Raw genomic sequence first — 13,698 nt, 5'->3', positions numbered from 1 at the left:
GCTTACAAAAATAGCCTTTTATTTTAGCTAGGTTTTTTATGATTAAAACAAGTTGATATCAGCACATATAATTAGTACAATATGGTTTGCTCTTTGCTACATAAATTAATTTATGTAGCTTATCAGTGTAGGAAAAATTAATGATAAACCGTAAGGAGTTTATAAAAATGAAACATTATGAAATCGTGTTAATGATACACCCTGATCAATCTGATCAGTTACAAACTATGCTTGATAAATACCGTAGTATCATCGAAGAAAAAGGCGGTAAAATTCATAGATTTGAAGACTGGGGACGTCGTCAATTAGCTTACCCTATAGAGAAACTTCATAAAGCACATTACATACTATTTAATATAGAGTGTGGGACTGAAGCTCTAGATAAGCTTCAAGAAAATTTAAGATACAACGATGCTATATTACGCCGCCTAGTTATATCAAAAAAAGAAGCTGTTACAGAGTCATCAGTTATGATGCAAACTAGTGAAAAAGAAGTAATTTAAATAAGTTTATAGAGGTATTTAAAAATGAGTCGTCGTAAAGTTTGCCGTTTCAAAGTAGATGGCGTTAAAGAAATTGATTATAAAGATGTAAATAAGCTAAAAGCTTATATAACAGAAACTGGGAAAATAGTCCCAAGTCGTGTGACTGGTACATCAGCTAAGTATCAAAGACAATTATCTACAGCTATAAAGAGAGCTAGATTTTTAGCTTTGCTACCATACTGTGATCGTCATTTTAACTAGTACTGGGGATTGATACAATGCAAGTTATTTTAAAAGAAAAAGTGGAAAACCTAGGTGTATTAGGTGATATCGTAAATGTAAAGCCAGGTTATGCAAGAAACTTTCTTATCCCTTTTGGGAAAGCTGTACAAGCAACTAAAGCTAATATAGAAACGTTTGAGGCTCAAAAGGCTGAACTTGAGAAAGCAGAAAAAGCTAGATATGAAGCAGCCGTAGCTACTGCTGAAGCTATAAAGGATAAAAAATTCACTATAGCAGCTAAAGCAGGTGACGGTGGTAAATTATTTGGTTCAGTTGGTACTGCTGAAGTTGCAAAAGCGGTGTCTCAAGCAACTGGTAAAGAGATTGAAAAAAGCCAAGTTCGCATGCCTGAAGGCGTTATTAGAAGTATTGGAGAGTTCGATCTTACAATTCATGTGTATACAGATGTTGATGCTGATATAAAAGTAAATGTTGTAGCTTCTGAAAGTTAGTTTATAATAATACAACTAACACATTTTTTAAATCTGAATATATAAATATAAACCATGTGTTAGGCATGGTTTTTTTGTATTTATGAAAAAGGTTTTTTATTATAATCTATGACTAACCAATTTAAGCCTGCAGAAACAACTTATTCTTTAGAAGCTGAAAGAGCTATACTAGGAAATATTTTATTATATAACCGAAATATTGAACTAGTAGAAGATTTACTTTTAATAGAAGATTTTTTTGATAGAAGGCATAAAATTATCTATAGTCAGTTAAACACTCTTAATCAATTAAACATACCTTTTGATGTGTTGATAGTAAGTGAATACTTAGCAACAGCAGGATTACTTGATGAAGCAGGCGGTGAAGGCTATATTATTGATTTAGCAACAAATACACCTTCTATTTCTAATATCAAAACTTATGCTAATATCGTTAAAGATAAAGCTAAATTGAGAAGTTTACAAAATAGTGTTAATGATATTATTCAAAAAATATATTCTGCAGAGTCAAAAAATCCTGACGAAGTGATTGATTACGCTGAAAGTAGAATTTTAGATGTTGCAAAAGAAAGAGACATCTTAACAAAAGGCCCTGAATCTATAAAAGATGTGATTCCAAAGCTTGTTGATAGAATGAGTGCAATAGTTGATTCTGGCACGGGTTTAACAGGAGCTTCTACAGGGTTTATAGATTTAGATAAAATGACTTCAGGGTTGCAACGAGCTAATTTAGGAATTATAGCTGCTCGACCATCTATGGGTAAAACAGTTTTGGGTATAAATATAGCTCAAAATATTGCTAAAGCTGCCCAAAAGCCAGTTTTAGTATTTAGTTTAGAAATGCCAGCGGAAGATATAGTCACAAGAATGTTAGCTAGCCAAGCTCGTGTTGAGATGAATTTGCTTAAAGAATGTAATAGGTTAAATGATGCTCATTGGGTTAAGATTACTACAGCTATGAAAAATCTAAGTGAAATGCCTTTGTATATAGACGACACTTCAACATTGACTCCAGCAGAAATGCGTTCACGAGCTCGTAGATTGTATAATGAGCATGGTGGTCTGTCTATGATTTTAATAGATTACTTACAGTTAATGAAAATTCCAGGTTATGAAACAAATAGGACTTTAGAAGTATCTGAGATTTCTCGTTCTTTGAAAGCTTTAGCTAAAGAATTAGATATTCCTGTAGTAGCATTATCACAATTAAATAGGGGGGTGGACGATCGTAAAGATAAACGCCCAATGATGTCTGATTTAAGAGAGTCTGGAGCTATTGAACAAGACGCTGATTTAATAATGTTTATTTACCGCGATGAAGTTTATAATAAAGATAAAGAAGATAATAAAAATATTGGTGAAATAATAATAGGTAAACAGCGTAATGGTCCTATAGGGACTGTACATGTGCGTTTTGATGGGCAATATGCTAGCTTTACAAATTTAACTAATGAGAACGACTATATTGTGCCTGGTGATATGGGATATAACGGCTAAATTCATATTATAGAAATTATTTAAAGAGAACTTTTATGCAACAAGATACTAAAGTTAATTTGCTGGGTTTAAATCAAAAGGCTATTGAGGATTTTTTTATATCAATAGGAGAAAAAAAATTTCATGCTAGACAAGTTTTTAAATGGATGCATAAAAAAGGAGTCATAGATTTTGATGCTATGACAGATTTAGGTAAAGGCTTACGAAATAAGCTAAAAAACTTATCATATGTGACCGTACCTAAAGTAGTTTTTAGTAAAGCTTCTAAGGATGGTACACATAAGTGGTTGATAGATGTTGGCGGTAGTGCAATCGAAACTGTATTTATACCAGAAGAAGGTAGAGGGACTCTTTGTGTATCTTCTCAGGTTGGCTGTACTTTAAATTGTAGTTTTTGTTCTACTGGTAAGCAAGGCTTTAACAGAAATTTGACAGTAGCGGAAATAATAGCTCAACTTTGGATAGCCGCTAGAACTTTATCTAAAAACAATGGTGAACATGATTTTACAGTTACAAACATTGTAATGATGGGCATGGGTGAGCCATTGATGAATTTTGAAAATGTCGTACCAGCTATGGATATTATGATGGACGACTTAGCTTATGGTTTATCGAAACGAAAAGTTACTCTTAGTACCTCAGGGGTTGTTCCTAGGATATATGATTTACTAGAGCAATCAGGGGTGTCATTGGCAGTTTCTTTACATGCTTCAAATAATAATTTACGTAATGAAATTGTACCTATAAATAAAAAATATGATATTGATGAATTATTGCAAGCTTGTAAATTATATGCAGAAAAAGGTCCTCATAAGCAAATAACTTTTGAATATACCTTAATGAATGAAATCAATGATAATTTAGAGGATGCCCAAGAGCTGGTGGAACTATTAAAATCTCGAGAAGTTCCTGCTAAAATAAATTTAATCCCATTTAATCCATATCCAGGAACTATTTATAAAAAGCCTAGTAATAATAGAATTCATAAGTTTAAAGAATTTTTACAGCAAAATGGTTTTGTAACTACAATCCGTAAAACACGAGGTGATGATATAGATGCTGCATGTGGCCAACTTGCTGGTGATGTTATAGATAAAACTAGAAGAAAAGAGCGATATTTAAAGAAACTAGGAGATAATAACAGTGCAAGCTAATTTAAAGAAAGCTGTATTGGTAAGTCTACTAGGCATTTTGGGAGCATGTTCTACACAGTTGCAACCTAATAACTCTAGTTCTCAGCAAAATACTGTTCAGGATAACTTCAAAAAAGAGCCTCAGATAGTAGAAGGTAACGTTGCAAAATATACTATATCTACTAAAACGACAGAGCAAAAAGCTGATTATAAAAAAGCTATTAGTTTAAACGCTGAATTAGTTATCATCTACTCACACGACGGGTATTTAGATAGAGCTAAAGATAAGTTGGTTAAAGCTCAACAGTTAGCAAAGCAGCATGGTTATAGATTAGCGATAGTAGATTACGCAGCAGGTTACTATTATCAAACAATAGGTTCTAAGTCTATAGCTGAAAAATATTATAAAGATGCTATCAGTAATGAACCTAAAAATTTTGAAGCAATGAATTTCTATGCCCAATTTTTATGTCAAATGAAGGATAATTTTTCACAAGCGGAAAAGTTATTTGAGAAATCATTATACATGTCGGACAATAATGATATGGCACAGACGTTTTTCCTTTATTCTGAATGCTTGTATAAACAGGATAAGAAAAAAGATGCTCTAAGTTTTATGAAAAAAGCTGACAAATTTAAATCAAACTATTTAGGTGCTAAATTACGTTTGGCAGAGATGTACTTTGAGCAGGGACAATATAAAGAATGTTACAAAGTAATATACGAAATGAGAAGTAATGAAGAATTTTTTAATAATAAACGTGTATTAGAGCTGAGGTTAAAGTTAGCAGAATATGCAAATAATAAAAATGAAGCTGCTACAGTGAGGTTAATATTTTCATCGAAAGATTTCAATGATGATGATATGGATCAATTTTTCTCAGCTTCTGATGGTGGTATAGAATAATGACTAAAACTAATAATTTTAATGATAATAATCAAGAAAGACTTCAAAAAATACTTGCTAAACATGGTATAGGTTCTAGAAGGAAAATAGAGGAATTTATAGAGCAAGGCAGGGTTAGAGTAAATGGTAAAGTTGCTAAACTAGGTGATAAAGCATCAAGTACAGACAAAATAAGTTTTGATGGTAAAGCGTTGCATTTATATGGTCAACCAATGACAAGACCTAGAGTGATAATTTACCATAAACGTGAAGGGGAAGTTTGTACAACTAAAGATGAAAAAGATAGAAAGACTGTTTTTGATTCATTGCCTAAGTTAGCTGGATCTCGTTGGATAATGATAGGAAGATTGGATATAAATACTACAGGTCTACTATTATTTACGACAGATGGAGATTTGGCAAACCGTTTAATGCATCCTTCTTATGAAATAGAGCGAGAATACGCCGTAAGAGTATTTGGACAGCAATTGTCAGATGATGTATTAAGTAAGCTTAAAGAAGGTATACAACTAGAAGATGGCTTAGCTAAATTTAATAGTGTTAGATTTTCTGGGGGAGAAGGGGCTAACTTATGGTATTACGTGACTTTATCTGAAGGGCGAAACAGAGAGGTCAGACGTATGTTTGAAGCTGTCGGTGTTACAGTAAGTAGATTAACACGAGTTAGATTTGGTGATGTAGTATTGCCGAAATATGTGTCTCGTGGAAAAACATTAGAACTTTCACCTACAGAAGTAAACAACCTACGTAAATCCGTCAAACTTGAACCGTATAGCTATCCAAAAAAACTAGTTGAAAGATTAGAGAGATAATATGGATTTTGAAAAGGAGCTAAAAGAAGTCTTTGATATAGATATATGGAATTTAAAGGATAAATACAGCTCTAATAGTCAAAAGTCGAAACAAGAATTATCTACTGTAGCTACTATAGTAACAAAAAAAAGCTTTTTTGTAGATGCCAAACTAGATAACAAGCCTATATATTCTAATAATCTCGATAGTGACAGGGTGATAAATATCTATATTTCAGAAGAATTGAGTATTAACTTTTTAAAAAATGTGATTGAAAGTCTATTTTTTAAAACAAAGGTTAATATGTATAAGGTATCTAAAAGTTTAGATCAACAAGCAGCAATTAATATTTATCAAAAAGACTTTATTTCAGATGAGTTTGAACTATTAAGTGTAGAGAGCAAAAAATATATTTTACAGAAACTATATCAGTATGCAGATTTTGGTCTTAGATGAAAGCTATTGTAATCAAGTTATTAACTTAATTCGTAAAACTGATAATTATATAAATTGGTCAGATAAACAAATATTTGAAAGTTTTAATAATAATGGTCTAGTTTTCGGGGTTTTGCAAGGTGATTATCTAAGGGCTGTAGCTATATTTAATTATATTCTTGATGTAGCAGAACTTTTGTATATTTGTGTAGATAAAAATAATCAATCAGCAGGTTTAGGGTACGAACTCCTAGAAACTGGTATTCAAGAGCTAAAGCTAAAAGGGATAAAAGAACTTTTCTTAGAAGTTGACGTGAAGAATTTTAAAGCTATAAAGCTATATGAAAAAATAGGTTTTAAGTGTATTTCTAGGCGTAAAAATTATTATGTTTATAGAGATGGAAATATTAGTGACGCTTTGATATATCAACTATGATATCCGGGATCCTTATATATGACAACTAGCTGTGACGCATCTAGTTTAGGCTTGTATAGCTTACTAATTATAAAAGTAGTATTAACTGGAATAGCTTAAAATTAAACTATTATGTCGATTACGCGGTCAATCCTAACTGAATGATGTACTATTTTTTTAGCGTAGTTAGCTATATAGTATGTGTATAGTTACAGTATCTTGTGACAACAATAGTTATTGCTTTAAAATAGAATAAAAACTAAAATCTATACGTTTAGATTTAAAAAAATAAACTATAAGGAAATATGATGGCTACTCTAAACAAAAAGATTCAGAACGTTTCGGCTTCTCCAACAACTGCTATGGCAGCATTAGCAAAGCAAATTAAAGACCAGGGTCATGATGTTGTTTCTTTAGCTATAGGCGAGCCCGGATTTAGCACCCCAGATACTATTAAAGAAGCTGGAATAGAGGCTATAAATGCGAATATTACTAAGTATACTAATGTTGATGGATTAAAAGAGTTAAGAGAAGCAGTAGTTAAGCGCTATAAAAGACAATACGGTATCGATTTTAGTGCTGAGCAGGTGTGTATAACATCTGGTGCTAAACATAGTTTGCATAACATTTTCAACTGTATCTTAGAAGAGGGAGATGAGGCGATATTTTTTGCTCCATATTGGGTTTCTTATCCAGATATGATTGCATTAACAGGTGCAAAGCCAGTAGTTGTAAAAACTAAGTTTGAGGATAATTTTGAAATAGATGTTGATGAATTAGAAAAATATATAACAAGCAAAACTAAGGCAGTTATTATTAATTCACCAAATAATCCTACAGGATTAATTTATACAAAAAAATGTATACAGGATCTAGCTAACTTGTTAAGAAAATACCCGAATATTTGGATTGTTGGTGATGATATCTATGATCAACTATATTTTACTCAAAGAATAACTTTAATTACAGAGGTTGCACCAGAGTTGGCAGATAGATATGTGATTGCTAGTGGTGTTTCTAAAAACTTTGCTATGACAGGTTGGCGTATTGGCTTCACTATAGCTCCAAAATTGCTAAATGATGCTATGAAAAAGTTCCAATCGCAATCAACTACATGTGCTTGCTCTATATCTCAATATGCAGCTATAGCAGCAATGAACATGCCGGTAGAAGATTTACAATATTTTGTTGAATCATATAAGCAAAAGGAGCAATTTATAACTAAATGTTTAAAAGAGATGCCTTATATTGATGTAAAAAATGCAGATGGTACTTTTTATTTATTTCCTGATATTAGGGATTTAATTAGACATACTAAGTTTAGTAGTGATATTGAGCTATGTAATGCTTTATTGGCAGAGGAGTATGTTGCGATGATGCCAGGTGTAGCTTTTGGTTTGGAAGGTTTTGCTAGAATCAGTTGTGCTAACGAAATGCCAGAACTAGAGAAAGCTATGGATAGGCTTAAGAAATTTATTATTAGACACGCATGTACCTAGTAGCTATTCCATAGTGTTTGATAACAAATTTACTAATATTTTTTATAAAGTAACAGTTTTTTAGCTAAAAGGGTCTTTAAGATGGCGGAGAAAGAGGGATTCGAACCCCCGGACCTGTTACAGTCAACGGTTTTCAAGACCGCCGCTTTCGACCACTCAGCCATTTCTCCGAATTGATGTGATCTATTATACAAAATTTTTTAAGCTTTGCAATACTATTTGTTAAAAATAGACTAACCCGACAAAAATGTTATGAAACTTTAGGTTATTACTCAATATTTGCAACCGAGTTTAAAATAGAAACGCAAATTAACTGATACTGGATTATTATACGCCTGTATAGTAATCATATCTGTCTACTTTAGGTTCAGTTTGTAAAAATTGACTTTTTTTAACGCTTTGATAATGTTCGTCAGCTTTTTTTGAAAAATTATTCTTGAACTTTATTAGTGTTTGATATAGTTCTTTGGATAGTGCTATATTTTCTAAACTTAGATAATAAGGAGATTTAGGTACTATATTAATACCTGAATAATACTTTTTTTTAGAATCCGGTATTCCAGCATATTCTATAGCATCCATTAGTTTAGAGCATAAAACATCAATAGTTTTTAACGTTATTCGTCCTTTTTGGGAGTTTATTGCTTCATTATACATATACAATAAAAAAGGTAGTTTTGAGGCATAAGCATTTATTATTTTATTTAACTCTTTTTTAAAGTTTTGTCTATAGGCTATTCTCCCCTCATATTCATTAGAATAAAAAGTAGAAAATTTTTGTACATTTTCATCATGTCTCGTATTTAATGCATTGCACATATTAATTTTGTTGTCATATCCAACAACAGAAAAATGAAATGGGAACGATAACTTTATCATTTCTTCATATAGAAATTTAGGTGTACCAACTTTATTGGCACCACACGCTATTAGACATATTTTTAGGTAAGAGATATTTTCATAACACCCGTTTGTTAAAAATGCTAGTATATCAACAATTTCTTTTATGGTTACATAACCTGAATTTAACTTATCAGTTCCTGTTCCTAAGGAGTTTATAGATTGTCCATGCCCAGAGATAAGTATTTTAACAAATTTATTAAAATGTGTTCTTAGCTCAGCTTTTACACTGTTCAGATATTTTGCAGTAAATTCCTTGGAGTTTAAAGGGTTAAAGCTTAAATTTATAATCGGGATACTGTTAGATTTATTTAGTTTATGGTAGCTTGATATATTAAGAGGTTTTGCAATCCCACTTGAAGTATCAATATGAGATATATAAGGATTAGTTCCATATAGACCATTGTATTTATATTCAAATAAATCGACACTTCCTTCATCATCGTCAAGACTGATTCCTTTATACATTACATTCCAATCATCAAAATAACCAAAATTTAATCCAAATATAAAATCATATAACTTACTCATTTTAAATCACCTGCCGATATATATATACTCTATACTATGTTAATTTATGATAATTAAAATCTATCAAAAATCCATACCAAGTATCAAATAAAAATAGTTTACTATATAATTATTTATTCATAAGGGGCTTAGTTTTAGGTAATTGTACACGTATTTCTTTTTTTAAAGCTAGTTATGGGCAGATATTAAATTTATTAAACTTTAGAAATACCTTAAAATAGTGGTTTTATGACTATATTATAATAGACATTAGCTTTTCTAAAAGTTATTATTTGCTTTGTGTAAGCTCTTTTCTTTTAAATTAAGAAGGTTATAAAAATGTCGAATAATAGATATCAGATTACCAAAAAGGTCACCCTTATTGGTATGTTTATAAATGCATTGCTAGCAATTGTTAAAGTCTTGGTTGGCGTGGTGGGTCGTTCTCCAGCGTTATTTGCAGATGGCATACATTCTTTTTCTGACCTACTAAGTGACGCGATGGTTTTATTTGCTGCAAAATATGCAAATAAAGAAGAAGATCACAACCATCCATATGGTCACGAAAGAATAGAAACCTTAGCGACTTTGATTTTGTCAGGGTTACTAATTGCAATTGGTTTTATGATAGTCTATCACTCAGTAGTTAGCTTAATGACTGGTGACTATAATCAACCTAACAGTTACACAGCTTTTGCTGCTATCTTTTCAATTGTGGGTAATGAGTTTATTTATCAATACACTATGGCAGCAGCAAATAAGATTAATTCCGATCTGCTTAGAGCTAATGCATGGCATAGTCGTTCAGATATGTGGTCATCAGTAGTGGTATTGGTTGGGCTACTTGGAGCATTTGCAGGTTTTGTATGGATGGATGCTTTAGCAGCTTTTGTAGTTTGTTATATGATTGTTAAAATGGGTATAAAATGGGGTTATTCAGCCGTTGCAGAACTTATAGATGAAGGTGTAGACGAGCAAACTTATAAAGCGATTAAAGAAATAATAGCTAGTATAGAAGATGTTAGAGATTTTCATTATCTTAGAACTAGAAAAATGGCTGGAAAAATAGTTTTAGATGTACATATTTTAGTTGATAAATATTGTACAGCATCTGAAGGTCACTATATAGCTGAAGTTGTCAAAAGTAATATTTATCATAAAGTAGGTGGCATTAAAGATATCACCGTTCATGTTGACGTTTTAGACCATGAAATTGGAGTAGTTAAGTTAGAAAATTTTGAGCCTTCACGTGCTCAAATATATAGTCTAATTTTAAACTTTTTTGCTACTAATGGGCTTAGCAAAAGCTTGATTTTAGATAAGCAAATATCTATCTACTATTTTGACGAGGAGATAATAGTAGACTTATATGTTAAATGGTCAAATGATCTTAGAAAATATATTGATCAGTTAAAGAATTTAGCTTATGAAAATTATAAGATAAGAGTAAACTTATACTGTCAGTTGTAAAATGTATCTACTGTAATAAAATGTTAAGAATTTAAGGTATTGTCAAAAATATGAAAATTAGAAAGGTTGTTTTTCCCGTTGCTGGTTGGGGTACTAGGTTTTTACCAGCAACAAAGTCTTGTCCTAAAGAAATGCTAACAGTAGTTGATAAACCACTAATCCAGTATGCTGTAGAAGAGGCAATAGAAGCTGGTTGTAAAGAGTTAATATTTGTGACAAGTTCAAATAAAAAATCATTAGAAGATCATTTTGATAGAAACTTTGAACTTGAATATTCTTTGGAAAAAAAGAAAAAGTATGAGCTACTCGAAGCTGTAAAAAATATTATCCCTAGAGATGTTAGTTTTTTCTTTGTTCGCCAACCAGAAGCTTTAGGTTTGGGTCATGCGATATTGTGTGCAAAACCTTTAGTTGGGATAGAGGATTTTGCTGTAATTTTGCCTGATGACCTTATTTATAACCATAATTGTGGTACGGGAGCGCTTAAACAGATGATAAAAACTGTTGAGGGTACTGACCTTAGAGGTTGTATAGCCACTCAACAAATTTCAAGAGATAAAACACAATCTTATGGCATAATAGCTAAAAATGATGAGAATATCATAGAAGCAATTGTTGAAAAGCCAACACCTGACAAGGCTCCGTCAACAAATGCTGTAGTTGGTAGATATCTCTTGCCGAATAAGATTTTTAGATGTTTAGAAATAACTTCTGAAGGTGCTGGTGGAGAGATTCAGCTTACAGATGCTGTAGCGAAACTAATTGATCAAGAAGAGAAATTATTAGCCTACGAATTTAAAGGAACTCGCTATGATTGCGGAAGTAAACTAGGTTTTTTAATAGCAAATTATGAGATTGCTTTGAAACATCCAGAGCTAGGAGAAAAGTTTAAAAACTACCTGTCTAATAGATAAAAAGTAACGATGTTTAATTTATGTGTGATAATATAAGTTTTAAATATTAACTCGTAGGTTGTTATTTATGTCATATTCTAAATTCCAGGTTTCACAGAAATTCATTGAAAATTCTCATGTTAACTCAGTAGTTTACGAGCAACAATATAAAGAATCTTTAAGTAACCCAGAGGAGTTTTGGTCTAAACAAGCCGATCGTATTTATTGGCATAAGTCATTTGACAAAGCATATAGTAGTAGCTTTGACCCAGTAGATATAAAATGGTTTGAAACAGGTAAATTAAACGTTTGTTATAACTGTGTCGATAGGCATCTAAAGGATAAGGCTAATAAAATAGCTTTTATATGGCAGGCTGACAACCCAGATAAATCTAAGAAAATCACATATAAAGAGCTGTATCACAGTGTATGTGAAATGGCAAACGTTCTTGAGGCAAATGGTGTTAAAAAAGGTGATATTGTTACAATTTATATGCCTTTAATACCCGAGTCTATATATACTATGTTGGCTTGTGCTCGTATAGGAGCTATCCATTCGGTTGTATTTGGCGGCTTTTCATCAGAAGCATTAAAGCAGCGTATAATCAATGCAAAAAGCAGTTTTGTTATAACGGCGGATGAAGGGGTCAGATCTGGTAAAAGAATAGCCATGAAAGCAAGTGTTGACAAGGCTATCTCTGGATTAGATTTTGTAAAAAATGTTTTAGTAGTGCGTAATACTAATACGGCAAATATCACCTGGAATGATAAAATAGATTTATGTTATAGGGATGAGTGTAAAAAGGTATTAAAAGAGCATGAGATACAAGCTTTTGATTCAGAAACACCACTATTTATGCTTTATACTTCAGGATCAACAGGTGCCCCTAAAGGTTTAGTACACACCTCTGGCGGCTACTTAGTTTATGCAAGTTTTACCCATAAAATAGTGTTTGACCATAAAGAAGATGATGTATATTGGTGTACAGCAGATATCGGTTGGATAACAGGGCATACTTATGTAGTATATGGACCTCTTGCAAACGGCGCTACTTCAGTTATTTTTGAAGGTGTTCCAACTTATCCAGATGCTTCAAGATTATGGCAAGAAGTAGACCAACATAAGGTTAACATACTATATACAGCTCCAACCCTAATTAGATCTTTAATTAAAGTGGGTGATGACTATTTGAAAGAAACTTCTAGAGAATCATTGAGAGTTCTTGGCTCAGTTGGTGAACCAATTAATCCAGAAGCATGGGAATGGTTTGTTGAAAAAGCAGGCAATAATCAAGCTCCTTTGGTTGATACTTGGTGGCAGACAGAAACAGGTGGTATTATGATTACTCCTCTACCAGGTACACATAAATTAAAAGCAGGTTCAGCAACAAAACCTTTTTTTGGGGTTGAGATAGCTCTTCTTGACACTGATGGTAAAGAAATAGTAGGCGAAGGTAAAGGAGCTTTATGTATTAAAAGAGCAACACCTGGTATGGCAAGAACTATTTATAATGACCATGATAGATATATAAAGTCATATTTTAGTAGTTTTAAAGGGTATTATTTTTCAGGTGATGCTGCTAGGCGCGATAAAGATGGTTACATTTGGATTGAGGGGCGTATGGATGATGTTATCAACGTTTCTGGTCATAGAATGGCAACGGCAGAAATTGAAGCGGCTTTAAATACGCATAAAGACGTTGCGGAAAGCGCGGTTGTAGGTATGCCTCATGAAATCAAAGGTGAGGCTATATATGTTTACTGTATTTTAAAAGATGGTATAGCAGACGATGAGCAAACTCTAACTGATATAAGAAAATCTTTAGTAATGTATGTAAGACAAGAAATAGGTCCAATAGCTACTCCTGAAGTTATACAATTTACTCCAGAATTACCAAAAACTAGATCAGGTAAGATTATGCGTAGAATCTTAAGAAAAATAGCAGCTGGGGATTATGATAACTTTGGTGATACATCTACCTTAGTAAACCCAAATATAGTAGAATATTTAATCAATAGTAAATAAAC

At 32.1% G+C, this 13,698-nt stretch carries 14 protein-coding genes and 1 tRNA gene; 13 read left to right on the top strand and 2 right to left on the bottom strand.

Annotation, left to right across the window (positions count from 1 at the left end; translation table 11 throughout):
- Positions 1-167 precede the first annotated feature (167 nt).
- From rpsF to FRA_RS04735, 10 genes are all read left to right on the top strand, one after another.
- Positions 168-503 (top strand): 30S ribosomal protein S6, encoded by a 336-nt coding sequence (gene rpsF / locus FRA_RS04780; RefSeq protein WP_035719560.1) that lies wholly within the window; start codon positions 168-170, stop codon positions 501-503.
- Between the two features lie 24 nt (positions 504-527).
- Positions 528-746, top strand: a complete 219-nt coding sequence (gene rpsR / locus FRA_RS04775) for a 30S ribosomal protein S18 (protein ID WP_035719428.1) — start codon at positions 528-530, stop codon at positions 744-746.
- A gap of 17 nt (positions 747-763) precedes the next feature.
- Complete coding sequence (rplI, locus tag FRA_RS04770; RefSeq protein WP_035719426.1) at positions 764-1,219, top strand: 50S ribosomal protein L9; 456 nt, start codon at positions 764-766, stop codon at positions 1,217-1,219.
- Between the two features lie 108 nt (positions 1,220-1,327).
- Positions 1,328-2,716 carry a replicative DNA helicase gene (gene dnaB, locus FRA_RS04765; protein ID WP_035719422.1) on the top strand — a complete coding sequence of 463 codons (1,389 nt, stop codon included), beginning with the start codon at positions 1,328-1,330 and terminating at the stop codon, positions 2,714-2,716.
- 35 nt (positions 2,717-2,751) lie between these two features.
- Entirely contained in the window at positions 2,752-3,870 is a 1,119-nt protein-coding gene (gene rlmN, locus FRA_RS04760; protein ID WP_035719420.1) for a dual-specificity RNA methyltransferase RlmN, read from the top strand.
- The gene (locus tag FRA_RS04755) at positions 3,860-4,756 is read left to right on the top strand and encodes a CDC27 family protein (RefSeq protein ID WP_035719417.1); all 897 of its coding nucleotides are present in this window, start codon (positions 3,860-3,862) and stop codon (positions 4,754-4,756) included. The genes rlmN and FRA_RS04755 overlap by 11 nt, the downstream gene beginning before the upstream one ends.
- Positions 4,756-5,568 carry a 23S rRNA pseudouridine(2605) synthase RluB gene (gene rluB, locus FRA_RS04750; RefSeq protein WP_035719414.1) on the top strand — a complete coding sequence of 271 codons (813 nt, stop codon included), beginning with the start codon at positions 4,756-4,758 and terminating at the stop codon, positions 5,566-5,568. The genes FRA_RS04755 and rluB overlap by 1 nt, the downstream gene beginning before the upstream one ends.
- Position 5,569: 1 nt before the next feature.
- Positions 5,570-6,004: a hypothetical protein gene (locus tag FRA_RS04745; RefSeq protein ID WP_035719411.1), complete on the top strand. Its 435-nt coding sequence runs from the start codon at positions 5,570-5,572 to the stop codon at positions 6,002-6,004.
- Positions 5,982-6,419, top strand: a complete 438-nt coding sequence (locus tag FRA_RS04740) for a GNAT family N-acetyltransferase (protein ID WP_035719409.1) — start codon at positions 5,982-5,984, stop codon at positions 6,417-6,419. The genes FRA_RS04745 and FRA_RS04740 overlap by 23 nt, the downstream gene beginning before the upstream one ends.
- 287 nt (positions 6,420-6,706) lie before the next feature.
- On the top strand, positions 6,707-7,897 hold the full coding sequence (locus FRA_RS04735; protein WP_035719407.1) for a pyridoxal phosphate-dependent aminotransferase: 1,191 nt from the start codon (positions 6,707-6,709) through the stop codon (positions 7,895-7,897).
- An 82-nt stretch (positions 7,898-7,979) separates the two neighbouring features.
- Here FRA_RS04735 and FRA_RS04730 read toward each other — a convergent pair.
- Together FRA_RS04730 and FRA_RS04725 are read right to left on the bottom strand one after the other, a co-directional pair.
- Positions 7,980-8,067 (bottom strand) — tRNA-Ser (locus FRA_RS04730).
- 157 nt (positions 8,068-8,224) lie between these two features.
- Positions 8,225-9,328, bottom strand: coding sequence for a hypothetical protein (locus tag FRA_RS04725; protein ID WP_035719405.1), 1,104 nt, complete (start codon positions 9,326-9,328; stop codon positions 8,225-8,227).
- Positions 9,329-9,646: 318 nt separating this feature from the next.
- Here FRA_RS04725 and FRA_RS04720 point away from each other — a divergent pair, with 318 nt between their 5' ends.
- The 3 genes from FRA_RS04720 to acs all read left to right on the top strand — a co-directional run bounded on the left by FRA_RS04720 (position 9,647) and on the right by acs (position 13,696).
- Entirely contained in the window at positions 9,647-10,777 is a 1,131-nt protein-coding gene (locus FRA_RS04720) for a cation diffusion facilitator family transporter (protein ID WP_035719402.1), read from the top strand.
- Positions 10,778-10,827: 50 nt separating this feature from the next.
- On the top strand, positions 10,828-11,691 hold the full coding sequence (galU, locus tag FRA_RS04715; RefSeq protein ID WP_035719401.1) for a UTP--glucose-1-phosphate uridylyltransferase GalU: 864 nt from the start codon (positions 10,828-10,830) through the stop codon (positions 11,689-11,691).
- Positions 11,692-11,758: 67 nt separating this feature from the next.
- Positions 11,759-13,696: an acetate--CoA ligase gene (gene acs / locus FRA_RS04710; protein ID WP_035719399.1), complete on the top strand. Its 1,938-nt coding sequence runs from the start codon at positions 11,759-11,761 to the stop codon at positions 13,694-13,696.
- Positions 13,697-13,698 lie beyond the last annotated feature (2 nt).

It is taken from the genome of Allofrancisella heilbronnii (assembly GCF_000710735.2).
Classification (GTDB): Bacteria; Pseudomonadota; Gammaproteobacteria; order Francisellales; family Francisellaceae; genus Francisella; species Francisella frigidaquae.
The sequence above is the reverse complement of the archived record's forward strand: the minus strand, read 5'-3'. Positions and strand labels throughout refer to the sequence as shown.

Excerpts from the sequence above, each read along its gene's own strand:
- rpsF (WP_035719560.1), top strand. The coding sequence starts at position 168 with ATGAAACATTATGAAATCGTGTTAATGATACACCCTGATCAATCTGAT.
- rpsR (WP_035719428.1), top strand. The coding sequence starts at position 528 with ATGAGTCGTCGTAAAGTTTGCCGTTTCAAAGTAGATGGCGTTAAAGAA.
- rplI (WP_035719426.1), top strand. The coding sequence starts at position 764 with ATGCAAGTTATTTTAAAAGAAAAAGTGGAAAACCTAGGTGTATTAGGT.
- dnaB (WP_035719422.1), top strand. The coding sequence starts at position 1,328 with ATGACTAACCAATTTAAGCCTGCAGAAACAACTTATTCTTTAGAAGCT.
- rlmN (WP_035719420.1), top strand. The coding sequence starts at position 2,752 with ATGCAACAAGATACTAAAGTTAATTTGCTGGGTTTAAATCAAAAGGCT.
- rluB (WP_035719414.1), top strand. The coding sequence starts at position 4,756 with ATGACTAAAACTAATAATTTTAATGATAATAATCAAGAAAGACTTCAA.
- FRA_RS04745 (WP_035719411.1), top strand. The coding sequence starts at position 5,570 with ATGGATTTTGAAAAGGAGCTAAAAGAAGTCTTTGATATAGATATATGG.
- FRA_RS04740 (WP_035719409.1), top strand. The coding sequence starts at position 5,982 with ATGCAGATTTTGGTCTTAGATGAAAGCTATTGTAATCAAGTTATTAAC.
- FRA_RS04735 (WP_035719407.1), top strand. The coding sequence starts at position 6,707 with ATGGCTACTCTAAACAAAAAGATTCAGAACGTTTCGGCTTCTCCAACA.
- FRA_RS04725 (WP_035719405.1), bottom strand. The coding sequence starts at position 9,328 with ATGAGTAAGTTATATGATTTTATATTTGGATTAAATTTTGGTTATTTT.
- FRA_RS04720 (WP_035719402.1), top strand. The coding sequence starts at position 9,647 with ATGTCGAATAATAGATATCAGATTACCAAAAAGGTCACCCTTATTGGT.
- galU (WP_035719401.1), top strand. The coding sequence starts at position 10,828 with ATGAAAATTAGAAAGGTTGTTTTTCCCGTTGCTGGTTGGGGTACTAGG.
- acs (WP_035719399.1), top strand. The coding sequence starts at position 11,759 with ATGTCATATTCTAAATTCCAGGTTTCACAGAAATTCATTGAAAATTCT.